Source organism: Stutzerimonas degradans (assembly GCF_024448505.1).
Taxonomy (GTDB): Bacteria; Pseudomonadota; Gammaproteobacteria; order Pseudomonadales; family Pseudomonadaceae; genus Stutzerimonas; species Stutzerimonas degradans.
This window is the reverse complement of the sequence record NZ_JAMOHV010000003.1, coordinates 84836-100897: the sequence shown is the minus strand read 5'-3', so window position 1 is coordinate 100897 and position 16062 is coordinate 84836. Positions and strand designations below refer to the sequence as shown.

The 16062-nt window shown below is 67.6% G+C and carries 17 protein-coding genes; 10 read left to right on the top strand and 7 right to left on the bottom strand.

The features are described 5' to 3' along the window. Nucleotides 1-332: 332 nt before the first annotated feature. Nucleotides 333-1673: an NADP-specific glutamate dehydrogenase gene (gdhA, locus tag NAV27_RS05600; RefSeq protein WP_043298022.1), complete on the top strand. Its 1341-nt coding sequence runs from the start codon at nt 333-335 to the stop codon at nt 1671-1673. Between the two features lie 232 nt (nt 1674-1905). Here the strand turns inward: gdhA and NAV27_RS05595 are convergent, their stop codons facing one another. Then, on the bottom strand, nt 1906-2682 hold the full coding sequence (locus NAV27_RS05595) for a ferredoxin--NADP reductase (protein ID WP_008569851.1): 777 nt from the start codon (nt 2680-2682) through the stop codon (nt 1906-1908). Nucleotides 2683-2778: 96 nt separating this feature from the next. On the opposite strand from NAV27_RS05595, the gene NAV27_RS05590 reads away from it, so the two are divergent. Then, complete coding sequence (locus NAV27_RS05590) at nt 2779-3906, top strand: methyltransferase (protein WP_102827668.1); 1128 nt, start codon at nt 2779-2781, stop codon at nt 3904-3906. Here NAV27_RS05590 and NAV27_RS05585 read toward each other — a convergent pair. Next, nucleotides 3903-4460, bottom strand: coding sequence for a DJ-1 family glyoxalase III (locus NAV27_RS05585; RefSeq protein WP_102827669.1), 558 nt, complete (start codon nt 4458-4460; stop codon nt 3903-3905). The genes NAV27_RS05590 and NAV27_RS05585 overlap by 4 nt on opposite strands. 135 nt (nt 4461-4595) lie before the next feature. Here NAV27_RS05585 and NAV27_RS05580 point away from each other — a divergent pair, with 135 nt between their 5' ends. Further along, a complete protein-coding gene (locus NAV27_RS05580) occupies nt 4596-5888 on the top strand; it encodes an NCS2 family permease (RefSeq protein WP_008569854.1) in 1293 nt (430 codons plus the stop codon). 135 nt (nt 5889-6023) lie between these two features. After that, the gene (gene trmA / locus NAV27_RS05575; protein ID WP_102827670.1) at nt 6024-7112 is read left to right on the top strand and encodes a tRNA (uridine(54)-C5)-methyltransferase TrmA; all 1089 of its coding nucleotides are present in this window, start codon (nt 6024-6026) and stop codon (nt 7110-7112) included. A gap of 111 nt (nt 7113-7223) precedes the next feature. Here the strand turns inward: trmA and NAV27_RS05570 are convergent, their stop codons facing one another. Further along, the gene (locus NAV27_RS05570) at nt 7224-8843 is read right to left on the bottom strand and encodes a 2Fe-2S iron-sulfur cluster-binding protein (RefSeq protein ID WP_102827671.1); all 1620 of its coding nucleotides are present in this window, start codon (nt 8841-8843) and stop codon (nt 7224-7226) included. 140 nt (nt 8844-8983) lie between these two features. On the opposite strand from NAV27_RS05570, the gene NAV27_RS05565 reads away from it, so the two are divergent. From NAV27_RS05565 to NAV27_RS05540, 6 genes are all read left to right on the top strand, one after another. Beyond that, complete coding sequence (locus NAV27_RS05565; RefSeq protein ID WP_003302072.1) at nt 8984-9391, top strand: DUF1924 domain-containing protein; 408 nt, start codon at nt 8984-8986, stop codon at nt 9389-9391. Between the two features lie 10 nt (nt 9392-9401). Beyond that, complete coding sequence (locus NAV27_RS05560; RefSeq protein ID WP_008569858.1) at nt 9402-9926, top strand: diheme cytochrome c; 525 nt, start codon at nt 9402-9404, stop codon at nt 9924-9926. A gap of 152 nt (nt 9927-10078) precedes the next feature. Then, nucleotides 10079-10639 (top strand): RNA polymerase sigma factor, encoded by a 561-nt coding sequence (locus NAV27_RS05555; RefSeq protein ID WP_008569860.1) that lies wholly within the window; start codon nt 10079-10081, stop codon nt 10637-10639. Beyond that, nucleotides 10632-11060 carry an anti-sigma factor family protein gene (locus tag NAV27_RS05550; protein ID WP_102827672.1) on the top strand — a complete coding sequence of 143 codons (429 nt, stop codon included), beginning with the start codon at nt 10632-10634 and terminating at the stop codon, nt 11058-11060. The genes NAV27_RS05555 and NAV27_RS05550 overlap by 8 nt, the downstream gene beginning before the upstream one ends. Continuing rightward, nucleotides 11057-11521 carry a periplasmic heavy metal sensor gene (locus NAV27_RS05545; protein WP_008569862.1) on the top strand — a complete coding sequence of 155 codons (465 nt, stop codon included), beginning with the start codon at nt 11057-11059 and terminating at the stop codon, nt 11519-11521. The genes NAV27_RS05550 and NAV27_RS05545 overlap by 4 nt, the downstream gene beginning before the upstream one ends. Before the next feature lie 92 nt (nt 11522-11613). Continuing rightward, on the top strand, nt 11614-12096 hold the full coding sequence (locus NAV27_RS05540) for a hypothetical protein (protein WP_008569863.1): 483 nt from the start codon (nt 11614-11616) through the stop codon (nt 12094-12096). Between the two features lie 13 nt (nt 12097-12109). On the opposite strand, the gene NAV27_RS05535 is transcribed toward NAV27_RS05540, so the two are convergent. From NAV27_RS05535 to NAV27_RS05520, 4 genes are read right to left on the bottom strand one after another with little or no spacing between them, the layout of a single operon-like run. Continuing rightward, nucleotides 12110-14230: an LTA synthase family protein gene (locus tag NAV27_RS05535; protein ID WP_102827673.1), complete on the bottom strand. Its 2121-nt coding sequence runs from the start codon at nt 14228-14230 to the stop codon at nt 12110-12112. 25 nt (nt 14231-14255) lie between these two features. Next, nucleotides 14256-14648 carry a diacylglycerol kinase gene (locus NAV27_RS05530; protein WP_043298035.1) on the bottom strand — a complete coding sequence of 131 codons (393 nt, stop codon included), beginning with the start codon at nt 14646-14648 and terminating at the stop codon, nt 14256-14258. After that, nucleotides 14638-15357, bottom strand: a complete 720-nt coding sequence (locus tag NAV27_RS05525) for a lipopolysaccharide kinase InaA family protein (RefSeq protein WP_102827674.1) — start codon at nt 15355-15357, stop codon at nt 14638-14640. The genes NAV27_RS05530 and NAV27_RS05525 overlap by 11 nt, the downstream gene beginning before the upstream one ends. 2 nt (nt 15358-15359) lie before the next feature. Further along, a complete protein-coding gene (locus NAV27_RS05520; RefSeq protein ID WP_102827675.1) occupies nt 15360-16037 on the bottom strand; it encodes a class I SAM-dependent methyltransferase in 678 nt (225 codons plus the stop codon). Between the last annotated feature and the right edge of the window lie 25 nt (nt 16038-16062).

Sequence of the window (16062 nt, the reverse complement as noted above, 5' to 3'; positions counted from 1 at the left end):
GTGCACGACGGAGCCGCAAGGCTCCGTTTTTTTGTCCGGCGAACTTCGGGTGCGCCAAAATGGCGCTCGCTAGCAGCCTCTCCGCCTTTTTGCCTGCGACATTTTCGCGCACAGCGAACGACGACGAACCCCGCTCCAGGCCAATTCCCATCGGGCACTCCGCCGCGAATGCACCAATATAGTGCACTCAAAATCGGCGAACAGGATGCGTTTTGCACCGCTTCGGCGCATCGCGATGTACGTCGCACTTTCATGGAACGAATCAGGTTTGCTAAAGTCGCCCGCCAAAAAATTTTTAATGACGGCCGCACACGGTCGCCGAGGGCCCAAAAATGATCGAAACCGTTGATGCCTTTCTCGCCCGGCTCAAGCAGCGCGACCCCCATCAGCCAGAATTCCATCAGGCCGTAGAAGAGGTCGTCCGTAGCCTCTGGTCTTTCCTCGAAGCCAATCCGCGCTACATGCAGGCCGGCATCCTCGAACGCATGGTCGAGCCGGAACGCGCCATCATGTTCCGCGTACCGTGGATCGACGATCAGGGCCGCGTGCAGGTCAACCGCGGTTTCCGTATCCAGATGAGCAGCGCCATCGGCCCGTACAAGGGCGGCCTGCGCTTCCACCCGTCGGTCAACATCGGCGTGCTGAAATTCCTCGCCTTCGAGCAGGTATTCAAGAACTCCCTGACCTCGCTGCCAATGGGCGGCGGCAAGGGCGGCTCGGACTTCAACCCGAAGGGCAAGAGCGACAACGAAGTGATGCGCTTCTGCCAGTCGTTCATGAGCGAGCTGTACCGCCACATCGGTGCGGATCTCGACGTACCGGCCGGTGACATCGGCGTCGGCGGCCGCGAGATCGGCTTCCTCTTCGGCCAGTACAAGCGTCTGTCCAATCAGTTCACCTCGGTGCTGACCGGCAAGGGCCTCGCCTACGGCGGCAGCCTGATCCGCCCGGAAGCCACTGGCTACGGCTGCGTGTACTTCGCCCAGGAAATGCTCAAGAACATCCAGAGCGGCTTCGAGGGCAAGCGTGTCTCCATCTCCGGCTCCGGTAACGTCGCGCAATACGCCGCGCAGAAGGTCATGGAGCTGGGCGGCCACGTGGTTTCGCTGTCCGATTCGGGCGGCACCCTGCACTTCCCGGATGGCATGACCTGCGAGCAGTGGGACTACCTGATGGACCTGAAGAACGTCCGTCGCGGCCGCCTGGAAGAAATGGGCGCGCACTTCGGCGTCACCTACCTGGCCGACCAGCGTCCGTGGAGCCTGCCGTGCGACATCGCGCTGCCGTGCGCCACGCAGAACGAACTGGACGGCGACGACGCCCGCACGCTGCTGAAGAACGGCTGCATCTGCGTGGCCGAAGGCGCCAACATGCCGTCGACGCTGGAAGCCGTGGACCTGTTCCTCGAGGCCGGCATCCTCTACGCACCGGGCAAGGCCTCCAACGCCGGCGGCGTGGCCTGCTCGGGTCTGGAAATGAGCCAGAACGCCATGCGCCTGCACTGGAGCGCCGGCGAGGTGGACACCAAGCTGCACAGCATCATGCAGTCGATCCACCACGCCTGCGTCGCCTACGGCGAGGAAGCGGACGGCCGGATCAACTACGTCAAGGGCGCTAACATCGCCGGCTTCGTCAAGGTTGCCGACGCCATGCTGGCCCAGGGCGTGGTGTAACCGCTACCGCAAGCCCCAGGCTGCACGCAACAAGAAAAGCCCCCGCCGGGTTGTCCGGCGGGGGCTTTTCGTTTGGGGGCCGGACTTGTCCGTAGGGTGGAAAACTCGCGCAGCGATTTTCCACGCGGCACATGCGCGGGAAGGGTGTTGCGCGTGGATGGCTTCGGCCATCCACCCTACGCATGAGCAGGTCACAGGTCTTTTCCACCCCTGCGGCCGGGCGGCGCTCCGCTTACCAGTAGTTCTCCACCGCCACCTGCCCTGGCTTGCGCGTCAGCGCCAGGTTGAGGTCGCGTGACTTGAGCACGGCGCGGGTGTCCTCGATCATCTGCGGATTGCCGCAGAGCATGATGCGCGAATGCTCGGGGGTCAGCTGCAGATCGGCGGCGCGCTCCAGCTCGCCACTCTCGATCAGCGTGGTGATGCGCGCGTGCAGGGCGCCAGGCACCTGTTCGCGGGTGACCACCGGCAAGTACAGCAGCTTCGACCCCAGCCCCTCCAGATACTCGCGCTGTGGCAGTTCGGCGATCAGCTGCTGATAGGCCAGCTCGCGCGCTTCGCGCACGCTGTAGACGAGGATGATGCGCTCGAAGCGCTGCCAGGCCTGAAAATCCTGCAGGATCGACAGGAACGGCGCGATGCCGGTGCCGGTGGCCAACAACCAAAGGTCGCGGCCATCGGGGAAGCGGTCCAGGGTCAGGAAGCCGAAGGCCTGTTTGTCGATCAGCAGCTCGTCGCCGACCTTGAGTCGGCTCAATTCGCTGGTGAACTCGCCGTCCGGCACGACGATGGAGAAGAAGTCGAGAAACTCGTCGTGCGGCGCCGAGACCATTGAATAGGCGCGCCAGACAATGCAGCCGCTGGGCTTACGCACGCCGAGGCGGGCGAACTGGCCGGCGCTGAAACGAAATCCCGGATCGCGGCTGGTGCGCAGGGTGAACAGGCTGGGCGTCAGCGTCTGCACCTCGAGCAGGCGCTGGCGGGTGAACTTCTCTTCGCTGGCGGTCATACTTCGCTCCCTCCGAGCCTCTGTCGGACCTGCCGCACGCAGCGTCCGTAACGCCTTGATACTCCTTTCCGACGCCGACAAACACCGCCAGTTCTCATGCCTATTCTCGACACGCCCTACGCCCGCCTCGATCTGATCCGCCAGCCGGAGCAACCGAACGAGCCGCTGCAGGCCTTCGATGCCGCCGACGAATACCTGCTCGCCGAGCTGCATCCGCGCGCCCTGCCGGCGACCACGCGGGTGCTGATCCTCAACGACAGCTTCGGCGCGCTGGCCTGCGCCCTGGCGGCGCATGTCGACGTGACCAGCAGCGGCGACTCGCATCTGGCCCATCTGGCGCTGCAGAAGAACCTGGCGCGCAACGGGATGCCGGCCGAGCGCGTGCGCTTCGTCCCGGCCAACGAAGTGGCCCAGGGTCCGTTCGATCTGGTGCTGATTCGCGTGCCGAAGACCCTGGCCCTGCTGGAAGAACAGCTGATCCGCCTGCACGGCCAACTGGCGCCAGACGCCGAGGTGATCGCCGCAGCAATGATCAAGCACCTGCCGCGCGCCGCCGGCGATCTGCTGGAGCAGTACATCGGCCCGGTGCAGGCCTCGCTGGCGGTGAAGAAGGCGCGCCTGCTCACCGCCACGCCCGCGCAACGGCCGGTGCCCATCTCGCCCTACCCGACTCGTTACCGGCTCGATCAGCCGAAACTCGAATTGCTCAACCACGCCAACCTGTTCTGCCGCGAAGGCCTGGATATCGGCACCCGCGCCTTCCTGCCGCATCTGCCCAAGGCGCTGGGCGCGCTGCGCGTGGCCGATCTCGGTTGCGGCAACGGCGTACTCGGCATCATTTATGCGCTGAACAACCCACAGGCCGAACTGACGCTGGTGGACGAGAGCTACATGGCCGTGCAGTCGGCGCGGGAAAACTGGCAGGCCATTCACGGCGAGCGCCCGGTGGAGATTCGTGCCGGCGATGGCCTCGCCGAGCAGCCGCCGGCCTCGCTGGACCTGGTGCTGTGCAATCCGCCGTTCCACCAGCAGCAGGTGGTCGGCGATTTCCTCGCCTGGCGCATGTTCACCCAGGCCAAGGCCGCGCTGCGCCAGGGCGGCGAGCTGTGGATCGTCGGCAACCGCCACCTGGGCTATCACCTCAAGCTCAAGCGCCTCTACGGGCGGGTCGAGCAGGTCGCGGCGACGCCCAAGTTCGTCATCCTGCGCGCGATCAAGGGTTAGCCGGCTACCAGCATGTCTGCCGCCACTTCGCGGCGCCGGGTCTTGCCGACCAGGCGCTCGACCAGCGTCAGAGCGAACTCCAGCGCGGTCGCCGGGCCCTGGCTAGTAATGCAGTTGCCATCGACCACCACCGGCTGATCGACGAACACGCTGCCGCTCAGCCTGTCGCTCATGCCCGGATAGCAGGTGACGCGGCGCCCCTTGAGCACGCCGTAGGCATGCAGCGCCACCGCCGGCGCGGCGCAGATCGCGGCGAACTCGCGACCGCCGGCCGCCTGCTGACGCACGCGCTCGGCCAGCGGCTCCAGCTCGCCGAGCGTCTGCGCGCCGGGCATGCCGCCGGGTAGCACGATCAGGTCGAAATCCTGCGCCAGCACGTCGAGCAGCATGGCATCGGCGGTGATCCGCGTGCCGCGCGCGCAGGTCAGCATGCGCCGTTCCTCGGCGCTGGCGACGGTGACGTCGAGGTCGGCGCGGCGCAGCACGTCGATCAGGGTGACGGCTTCGAGATCCTCGGAACCGTCGGCGATCGGAATCAGGACACGTTTGCTCATGGGGCTTCTCCTGCTCGATGGAAATTCAAACGCACGTTCGGGCGGTGTAACATGCGCCGCCTTTGCGAGCGCCCTACGGATGGGCTTTGCTGTAGCAGGCCCACCTCCCCCACGACCGGCACGAGAGAATCGACCATGCTGGAAAAGCTGTTCCAACTCAAGGCGCACGGTACCAACGTGCGTACCGAGATCCTGGCCGGTGTCACCACCTTCCTGACCATGGCCTACATCCTCTTCGTCAACCCGAGCATCCTCAGCGAAACCGGCATGGACAAGGGCGCGATCTTCGTCGCCACCTGCCTGGCGGCGGCCATCGGTTCGGCGGTGATGGGCCTGATCGCCAACTACCCGATCGCCCTGGCGCCGGGCATGGGCCTCAACGCCTTCTTCACCTACACCGTGGTGCTGGGCATGGGCCACACCTGGCAGGTCGCACTCGGCGCAGTATTCGTCTCCGCGTGCCTGTTCTTCCTGCTGTCGATCTTCAGAATCCGCGAGTGGATCATCAACAGCATCCCGCTGGAGCTACGTTCGGCCATCGCCGCGGGCATCGGCCTGTTCCTCGCGCTGATCGCCCTGCAGAGCGCCGGCATCGTCGTCGACAACCCGGCGACGCTGGTCGGCATGGGCGACCTGGGCAAGCCGCAGGCGCTGCTGGCGATCCTCGGCTTCTTTCTGATTATCGGTCTGGAAGCCCGCGGCGTCACCGGCGCGGTGCTGATCAGCATCCTCGTGGTGACGGTCATCAGCATCCTGCTCGGCGTATCCGAGTTCGCCGGCGTGGTGTCGATGCCGCCGTCGCTGGCGCCGACCTTCCTGCAACTCGACATCATGGGCGCGCTGGATGTGGGGCTGGTCAGCGTGATCTTCGCCTTCCTCTTCGTAGACCTGTTCGACAACTCCGGCACCCTCATCGCGGTGGCGAAGAAGGCCGGGCTGATGCGCAAGGACGGCTACCTGCCGAAGATGGGCCGCGCGCTGATCGCCGACAGCACCGCGGCGCTCGGTGGCTCGCTGCTGGGAACCTCGACCACCACCAGCTACATCGAATCGGCCGCAGGCGTCAGCGCCGGCGGGCGCACCGGGCTGACCGCCATCGTGGTTGCCGTGCTGTTCCTGCTGGCGCTGTTCTTCGCGCCGCTGGCCGGCAGCGTGCCGGCGTTCGCCACCGCGCCGGCGCTGCTGTTCGTCGCCGTGCTGATGGCCTCCGGCCTGGCCGAGATCGACTGGCATGACCTCACCGTCGCCGCGCCGGTGCTGATCACTGCCCTGGCGATGCCGCTGACCTACTCCATCGCCACCGGCATCGCCTTCGGCTTCATCGCCTGGGTCGCCGCCAAGTTCCTCGCCGGCCGCGCGCGCGAGCTGAGCGTGGCGATGTGGGTGCTGTCGGCGCTGTTCGTGGTCAAGCTGGCGTTCCCCGGCTGATCGCGACCTCCGCTCAGGTCGGGCGCTACGCGCGCCCGGCCTGACAACCCTCCCCGCCGCCCGTACAATCGTCGCCCCATCGCTGGCGCTCGCCCAGCCGCCCGCCGCCGGCTCCATCACGCAACGACCGCCGCCATGACCCAGCTTCGCTTCGATCCCGCCTGCTACGACAGCCAACTCGCCGACAAGGCCGCGCGCCTGCAGGCACTGCTCGCGCCCTTCGCCGCCCCCGCCGCAGAGGTCTTCGACTCGCCTCGCGAGCACTACCGCCTGCGCGCCGAATTCCGCCTGTGGCGCGAAGACGGCCAGCGCCATTACGCGATGTTCGAGCCGGGCGACAAGCACAAGGCGATCCTGATCGATGACTTCCCCATCGCCAGCCGCCGCATCAATGAACTGATGCCCCAGCTGAAAGCCGCCTGGCAGGCCTCCGAGGTGCTCAGCTTCAAGCTGTTCCAGGTGGAATTTCTCACCACCCTGGCCGGTGATGCGCTGATCACCCTCGCCTACCACCGCCCGCTGGACGGCGCCTGGCAGGCCGCAGCCGAACAGCTCGCGGCCCAACTGGGTGTCAGCCTGGTCGGCCGTTCCAAGGGCAAGCGCATCGTCATCGGGCGCGATTTCGTGGAAGAAGAGCTGGTGGTCGCCGGACGCAGCTTCCGCTACCGCCAGCCGGAAGGCGCCTTCACCCAGCCCAACGGTGCGGTCTGCCAGAAGATGCTGGGCTGGGCCTACGAGGCGCTTGGCCAGCGCGACGACGACCTGCTGGAACTCTACTGCGGCAACGGCAACTTCACCCTGCCGCTGGCCACCCGCGTGCGCCGCGTGCTGGCCACCGAGATCAGCAAGACCTCGGTGAACGCCGCGCTGGCCAATATCGCCGACAACGGTATCGACAACATCGAGCTGGTGCGCCTCTCCGCCGAGGAGCTGACCCAGGCGCTCAACGAGGTGCGGCCGTTCCGCCGCCTCGCCGACATCGACCTCAAGAGCTATCAGTTCGGCAGCGTCTTCGTCGACCCGCCGCGCGCCGGCATGGACCCCGATACGTGCGAGCTGACCCGCCGCTTCGAGCGCATCCTCTACATCTCCTGCAATCCGGAAACCCTGGCCGCCAACATCGCCCAGCTGGCCGACACCCACCGCATCGAACGCTGCGCGCTGTTCGACCAGTTCCCCTACACCCACCACATGGAAGCCGGGGTGCTGCTGGTCCGCCGCTGAGCCACACCCAGCGCCGCGACACGGCGGATAAGGCTGCGCCGTTATCCACCCTACGCCTGCGAACTCATGCGATCCGTAGGGTGGAAAACGGCCAACGGCCTTTTCCACGCGTCAATATTCGACCTGTAGTTCGGCGCTGCGCGGTTCGGCCTGGCAGGCCAGCGCCCAGCCCTGGCGCACTTCGCTTTCGCTCAGCACCTGGTTGCTGCGCATGCTCACGCTGCCCTCCACCACCCGGCACTTGCAGGCGGCGCAGACACCCGAGCGGCACGCGCTCGGCGGTTGCAGGCCGGCCTGTTCCATGGCCTCCAGCAGCACCTCGCCGCGCGGCACGTCCAGCTCGTGACGGCGACCATCGAGCGCGACCCGCAGGCGGCTGCGGCGCCCGCCCGGTGCGGCCGTCGGCGCTGCGGCGGCAAAGCGTTCCAGATGGATGCGCGCGGCATCCACACCCAGCTCGCCCAGCGCGGCACTGGCGGCATCCATGAACGGTTGCGGCCCGCAGATGAAGGCGTCGGCGGCTGACCAGTCGGCGATCTTCGCGGCAATCGCCGGGCCGCTCGGCACACCCTGCTCGGCATCGAGCCAGATGCGCAGCTGCAGGCGCTCGGGGTAACGGGCAGACCACTCGGCCAGCTCCTCGGCGAAGATCAGCGAGGCGGCATCGCGGCTGGCATAGAACAGCCGTACCTGCCCGCTGCCCTCGACCAGCGCCGCCTGCAGGATCGCCATCAGCGGCGTGATACCGCTGCCGGCGCCGAGCAGCAGCAGATCGTCATCCAGATTGCGCGGCACGAACACACCGGCCGGCGGCAGCGCCTCGATGCAATCGCCCGCCTGCAGGTTGTCCAGCAGCCAGTTCGACGCGCGGCCGCCGGGCACCCGCTTGATGGTGATGCGCAGCGCGCCATCCGCCTGCGGCCGCTGCGACAGCGAGTAGCAGCGCAGCAGCGCCGGTTCGGCGCCGGGCACCTTCAGCGTGAGGAACTGCCCCGGCTGCGCGGTAAAGCGGGCGCGCTGGGCGGCCGGCACTTGCAGGGTGAACGAGCAGCTGTCGGCGGTTTCGGCCTGGCGTGAGGCGATGCGCAGGCGGGTGAATTCACCGGCAACCGGCGTCGGCGACGATGCGAGTGAGGTCGCCACCGCAGTCGCTGCCGGCGCCGCGGCCGAAGCCGAAGCCGAAGCCGAAGCCGAAGCCGAAGGTGCAGTAGAAGCCGGCCCCGACTTGGGCACGCCACGCAGCATCGGCCACACCGACTTGCGGCGGAACAGCAGCACATAGCCGACATGCAGGCCGATCAGCCACAGCCCCAGATTGGCGAAGAACTCGTGCACCTCTTCGGCATCGCCCATCCAGCCGATGAAATCGATGTCGCTGGCGGCGCCGAAGACATCCGGCCCAACGCCCGGCAGGGCGGCCAGCACATCGCCGTTGTCGACCATACCCAGGCCGACCACGCTGGCAATGGCGAAACTGCCCAGCGCGCCGACCGTCAGCCACTTGCCGACGCTCGACAGGCCCGGCTTGCTCCGCTGGCCCTTCGGCGGCAGCAGCTGCGGGAAGCCGCGCAGGCGCAGCGGCACGATCAGCAGGCGCCACACCAACAGCGCTACCAGGCCGTAGCCCAGCCAGATATGCAGCGTCTCGGCGTCGTCACCGCTGAGGTAGGCGCCAAGAAAGAAACCGGCCAGCAGCCAATGGAACAGACGGAAACGATTGAAAGCAGCCACGACGGCGATCCTCTTTGAATGGATGCCGCCTTTGTATTCCTGCGAGCTGAAACGAAACTGAACGCCGCCGGCCGCTGCGGTTCAGCTTGGCGTAAGGCAGCGCGCCTAGGCTGCGCTCATTCCCAACCGGAGAGCGCACCATGAAAGCCCGCTGGATCATCCTCCTGTCCTGCTGCCTGAGCCTGCCGGCCCTGGCCGAAACCGAACACCCGCTGCTGCCCGGCTACGCCGCCCAGGCGCGTCAGGAGAATCCGAACTTCGCCGGTTTCTCCGCCGAGCGCGGCAAGGCGCTGTACTTCGCCGAGGAGCAGCGCAATGGCAAGACCATGAGCTGCACCACCTGCCACACCGCCGACCCGCGTCAGCCCGGCAAGACGCCGGCGCATCGCAAGGTCGATCCGCTGGCGCCGGCAGCCAACCCCGAGCGCTTCACCGACCTGAAGAAGGTCGAGAAATGGTTCCGCCGCAACTGCGACGACGTCTACGCCCGTGAATGCACCGCGCAGGAAAAAGGCGACTTCATCAGCTGGATCGACAGCATCAAGTAAGGAGCCCGCCATGAAGATTGCACCCCTCGCTGCCGTCGCCGGGCTGGGCCTGACCCTGGTACTGGCCGGTCTCAGCTTCGCCGATGACGACGACCATCGCGAACGCAAGGGCTACAAGCGGCCCAAGCGCCTGTCGGTACCCAGCGACGCACCGCTGGTGTGGAAGGAAGAATGCGCGGCCTGCCACATGCTCTATTCTCCCGGCCTGCTGCCTGCCGATGCCTGGCGCGAGCAGATGCGCACCCTGGGCGATCACTACGGCAGCAACGCGTCGCTGGACCCGGTGCAGGAAAAGGAAATCCTCGACTTCCTGGTCCGCGCCTCGGCCGCCAACCGCCTGCCGGTGGAGCCGTCACCGACCGCCGGCGAGCCGCCACGCATCAGCCAGACGCGCTGGTTCGAGCACAAGCACGACGAGGTCAGCAAAGCCAAGTTCGCCCGCGAGTCGGTCGGCGGCCGCTTCAACTGCGTGGCCTGCCATCGCGACGCGGAAAAAGGCGACTTCGACGAGGACCGGGTGAAGATTCCGCGCTGAGACAAAAATAGCCGGAACATTTCGCCAACCGTTGCGTTATATCCCTGCGGCAACCCGGCCGGCAGCGCATGGGCACTGCAAAAAACCGAGGCGTTGGTAACGCAGGCGGATTTTTAGCGGTGCCCTGCGCGGCCAGCCCAGACGAGCGCTTAATGAACGACAGCGAACAGCACCTCATCCAGCAGGCCGCGCGTGGTGATCGCCAGGCGTTCGGCACGCTGGTGCGCGTCCATCAGGCGCGGGTCTTCCACTTCCTCCGTCGCCTGCTCGGCAGCGCCGACGAGGCCGCGGACCTGACTCAGGAAACGTTCATCCGCGCCTTCCAGGCGCTGCCCAGATGGCGCCCGGAAGCACGCTTGCAGACCTGGTTGCTGCAGATCGCACGCAATGCCGCGCTGGATACGCTGCGCCAGCGGCAACGCTACGTCGACGTGGCGCCGGAGGAACTGGCCGAGCCGGTCGATCCGGCGCCATCACCGCTGAGCCGACTGCAGACCGGGCGCGATCTGGCATTGCTGGAACGCTTGCTGGCCCGCCTGCCCCACGAACAGCGCGAGATCCTGCTGCTGCGCGAGGTGGAGGGGCTGGCCTACGACGAACTGGCCGCCACGCTGCAGCTCGCCGCCGGCACCGTCAAGTCGCGCCTGGCTCGCGCCCGCGAGGCGCTGCTGCACGGCTATCGCCAGGCCAACGGAGGCACCCTCGATGACTGAGCATCTGGACATGGCAATCCTGTCCGCCTACCTCGACAACGAACTCGACGCTGCCGTACAGCGCCACGCCGACGCCCACCTGGCGGGTTGCCCACAGTGTCGCGCCACCCTGGCCGAACTCGACGGACTCGGCCAGGGCTTGCGTGCGCTGGCCTGCCCGGAGCTGCCGGCCGAGTTGCAGGCGCGTCTGCAGCGGCCCTTCGCGCCGCCGCCCGTGCGCAGCGGGTGGGCCCGGCACTGGGCGCAGGGTATCGGCGCCGCGGCGTCGGTCCTGCTCGGCCTGCTGCTCGGCTATGCCCTGCCCGGCCAGCCGCCGGGCAGCTCACCCAGCCACGACCTGCTCGCCGTCCTCGGCAGCACCCCACCCGGCGCGCTCTGCGCGCGCCCCGAATTCTGCTACCTGAAGGTAAACCTGAAATGAGCAACACCACCCTGCGCAATGCCCTGGTCCTGTCGGTGCTGGTCAACGTCGGCGTGCTCGCCGGCCTCGGCTGGCAGAAACTCAGTCGCGATGGCCTGCCGATGCCCTCTGGCGCACCGACCGAGCTGTCGCGCGAGCTGCAACTGAGCGCCAGCCAGCTGCAGCGCTGGCACGATGCCGAGGCGCCGTTCCTGGCCTACCTGCGCGCCTCCAACGCCAGCCTCGGCGAACACCGCAACCGGCTGATCGAGGCGATCTTCGCCGAACAGGTGGACCGCACGGTGATCGACGCCGAGCAGGCGAAGATCGCCGAACTGCAGAACGAACAGCAGCGCCTGCTCATCGACCAGCTGCTGCAGGAGCGCGAGATCCTCGAACCGCAGCAGCGCGCGCGGCTCGCCCAGGTGCTCACGCAGCAGTCGTTCGGCGCCGACAACATCGAGCAATTGCACCGCAAATGACGGATTGCACGGCGCGATGGAACAAAACCGTCGCGCCTGCGTTAGAACATCAGGAGCCGCACTTCGCCGGCTCGCTCAATGGAGTTCTATCGATGATCCGCAAACCCCACGCTCTCGCCCTCGCCATCATCCTCGCCGGCACCCTCGGCCACGCCGGCACCAGTCTCGCGGCCACCAGCCATGACCACGGCCACGGCGAAGGCGCGCCGTCGCTGCAACTCGATGCCGGCAAGCGCTGGGCCACCGATGCGCCGCTGCGCCAGGCAATGGGCACCATCAACGACGATATGCGCCAGGCGCTGCCGGCGATCCACGAGGACCGTCTGCCCGCCGCCCGCTACGGCGAACTGGCCGAGACGGTGCGCGGCCAGGTCGCCTACATGGTGGAGAACTGCAAGCTGAGCGCCGAGGCCGACGCGCAGCTGCACCTGATCATCGCCCAGCTGCTCGCCGGCGCCGACGCCATGAGCGGCGCCCCGGCCGGTCAGCGCGACGGCGCGGTGACGGTGGTCGGCGCGCTGGGCGACTACGCCACCTACTTCGCCGACGACAGCTTCAAGCCGCTGGAACACTGATCGAGCGCCGCGTTCAACCCTTGTCGGGCCGTGCCGGCGGGGCCGCTTTCACCGCGAGCGGCACGTCGGCGGCCACCGCTTCCTGCTCGCCCGCGCCGCTGCGATCTCCGCTGGTGTTGGCCAGCAGGCTGGCGGTGGCGGTCTGCAGGTAGGCGTGCAGCTGGCGCAGCAGCTGCGGCTGATCCTCGGCCGCGGCGATCCGCTCGCCAGCCGGTTCACCGCCCAGGCGATAGCGATACAGCCGCGCCGGCTGCTCCTTGGGCTGTACCAGCACCCGATCACCGCGGATCAGCGCCACCGTCTGGTCGCTGCCCGACGGCTTGACGATGCCGAATCCCGGATCGTCCGCCGGCAGGCTGAGCAGGTCGCGGCCCCAGCATTGATGACGCACCTCGCCACCGAGGCGGCCCATGATGGTCGGCACCACGTCAACCTGCGTACCGACCACTTCGCGACGGCTGCCGAAACGCTCGGTGACGCCCGGGGCGATCAGCAGCAGCGGCACGTGGAAGCGCAGCAGGTCCATCTCGGTGACTTCCTCCGTCGCGCCGAAACCATGGTCACCGACCACGACGAACAAGGTCTGCTTGAACCAGGGCTGGTTACGCACCTTGTCGAAGAACTGCCCCAGCGCCCAGTCCGAATAACGCATCGCCGTCAGATGCTGATCCAGCGCGCCATGCCCCTCGACAGCAGCGACCGGCAACTGCTCGGGCAGCGCATACGGCGTGTGGTTGGACAGCGTCTGCAGCAGCGCATAGAACGGCGCGCCGTTATCCAGCTTGCCCAGCTCCTCGGCGGCGCGGGTGAACATGTCCTGGTCGGAAACGCCCCAGGTCGGGTCGGAAACTACCGGATTCACGTAGTCGTTGCGGCCGACGAAGCGCTTCATGCCCTGGTTGCCGAAGAACCCCGCCTGGTTGTCCCAGGCGAAATCGCCGTTGTAGACGTAAACGTCGTCGAACGCCCGCGCACCGAGCAGCTGCGGCAGGCCGGAGAAGCGATGGCCGCCTTCGGGCGTCTGCATCAGATACTCAAAGCCCGGCAGGTTGGGAAAGCAGGCCATGCTGGCGAACATGCCCTGGTGGGTGTGGGTGCCGTTGGCGAAGAAGCGCTCGAACAGCAGCCCCTCGCCGGCCAGGCGGTCGAAGTTCGGCGTGATGCCGTCGGCACTGCCGAGCGCGCCGACATAGCGACCGGCGAAGCTCTCCATGAGGATCACCACCACGTTGCGCACCGCCAGCTGGCCGTCCGCCGGCGGCTGGAAGTCACGGCGCACCGGCGCCAGCTCGGCATCCACCAGCCGGTCGTTGGCGGTCAGCAGCAGCTCGCGGGTGATCGCCTGCGCATCCGCCACCGGCAGTGTCGCCTTCCAGCTGTTGTCGCGATGGCTGGAGAAGCGGTTGCGCGCCGCATCGTAGAGCGACAGCGTGGCGTTCTGACCAAGGTGGTTGGCGAAGGTCGAGGCGGTGGTGAAGGCATCGCCCCAGCGCAGCGGCGGGCCCTGACGCAGCGTGCCGCGCGCGGCCACCACACTGACCACCAGCAACACGCCGAACACCGCGAAGCGCGCCGGCCAGCTCGCGCCGCGGCGGGCCGGCGCGCTCGCCAGGCTGACCGGAGCGGCACGGGTGCGGCGCTCCAGCCAGCCGAACAGCGCGAACAGCGCGGCGCTCGCCGCGAGCCAGGCGGCCAGCAGCCGCAGCACCGGAAAGCCGTGCCAGAGCATGCTCAGCACCGTCGCCGGGTCTTCCTGCAGGTACTGGAACACCAGGCTGTTGAGGCGCTGGTGAAACTCGCGATAGAAGTTCAGCTCGATCAGCCCGAGCAGGATCGCCACGCTGGCGCAAACACCCAGCCATAGCTGCTGCAGCCGGCGGGCGGCCATTGCCCGGCTACTGAGTACCGCGAGCAGCAGCGGCACGAGGATGTACACCGTCACCCGCAGGTCGAAACGCAGGCCGTTGCCGAACGCCTCGACGAAACTGGCCAGCGGTGTACTGCCGATCAGCTCGCGGTTGAACAGCAGCAGCCCCAGGCGCAGCAGGGCGAACAGCGCCAGCAGCGCAACGGCGCTGGCGAGGATGAAGCGCAGATGTGCAGCGAGACCGGAGCCGCGCGGGAAGGAACGCATGCGATGTCCTTTCAGAAGATGCGGTTCAGAGCAGGATCACGCCCCAGATCAGGCCGACCAGGCACAGCGCCAGCAGTTGCGCGGCGCTGCCCATGTCCTTGGCCCGCCCGGAGAGCGGATGCAGATCGAGGGAAATGCGGTCGACGGTGGCCTCGATGGCCGAGTTAAGCAGCTCGACGATCAGCCCGAGCACCACCACACCGATCAGCACCGCGCGCTCGACGCGGCTGACGTCGAGCAGCAGGGCCACGGGGATCAGCAGCAGGTTCAACCACACCAGCTGACGGAACGCCGCTTCGCCGGCATACGCGGCCTTCAGGCCGGCCAGCGAATAGCCGGCCGCGTTGCAGATGCGCGCCAGCCCACCGCGCCCCTTGAGTGCCGCGGCGGCGCCCAGCGGGTTCGGTTCAGATGACATGGATATCCGCCTCGCTGGCCGTCGTGTGCGCGGCGAGCAGCCGCAACCAGTCCTCGACGGGCATGTCCTGGCGGTGCCGATTGAGCTGGCGCAGGTCGTGGCGCGCCGCAGCGCTGCGGCGCAGGCGGCGGCGACTCTTCTCCAGATCGAGCAGCGCAACCTCGACCCAGGCTGCATCGCCTACGCCATGCACGCGCAGGAAGATGTGCTTGGGATAGCAGCAGCCGTGCTGCCAGCGCGCCCGGTGAATGCGGCTCAGGGCGACGCCGACCGCCGCCAGCATGCGCTGGTGGACGAGCGTGCCGTGGCGTGCGGCGTGACCGTCGCGGTACCAGTTCTCCAGGCTGACGAAGCCGTCCAGCTCGGCGGTGATCAGCAGCGCCTGCCACTGCCCGGCCTGCTGGCGCGTACCGCAGTAGATCACCTGCGGCACGCGCACCCCGGCGTCGGCGAAGGCCTGCAAGGCGCGCAGTTCGCGCAGCGCGGTGGGCCGGCCGAACGGATGGGCGAACGTGCGATACAGATGGCCAATCTGACGTTTGCTGTACAGCAGCGGCTGCGAAGCATCGCGCAGGCGTAGGCGCTGTACGCCGCTTTCGCCGTCGCGGCGCTGGTTGGGCGCCTCGACCCATTCGCCGTGAGTGTCCCACCAGCGCTGAAAGGTGCTAGTCGGGGATTCGCCGGCTGGCAGTACGAGCGGTCGATTCATGCTCACCCCCGCTTGCGCAGCACGTAGACCCGCCACATGGCGTAGCCGGGCAGGAAGTCGCGGTGCTCGAGGATGTCGAAACCGGCCTGGGCGAACTCTGCCTCGATGGTCGAACGGGCGACGACGAAGCGGTTCTGGTTGTCCTTGGCCGGCCGCCGACACTCCAGACGCTTGCGCTTCCAGGCCTTGTAGTTGCCGTCCACCCACAGCGAGACGATCAGCGTGTCGCGGGTGACGCGGTGGAACTCGCGCAGCATCGCCAGGCGGTGCTGCGGGTCGGCGATGTGGTGCAGCAGGCGCATGCAGAAGATGCAGTCCACCGCGTTGTCGCCCATGTCGATGGCGAACGCCGAGGTCTGGAAGGTTTCCACGCGCTTGACCACTTCCAGCGGCTGCGCGCCTTGGGCGATGGCCAGCATGTCGGCGGAGTTGTCTGCGGCGAAGATCATCCGGCTCGGATGCTCGGCCAGCAGCGGCCAGAAGCGCCCGGCGCCACAGGGCAGGTCGAGCACCAGATCGGGATCGCCGGCGACCTTCAGCGCTCGCCGCGCCAGCTGCTCGTCACGCCAGTGCGACAGGCGCCGCGCCAGGCCGTCCTGGTGCTTTTCCAGGTACTGATGGGCGTGCTCGCGATCGTACTTGCGCGAGAACTCCAGTTCGATGGGGCTCGATCTCGTCATGGCGGGCGTTCCGGTTGGGATGGTG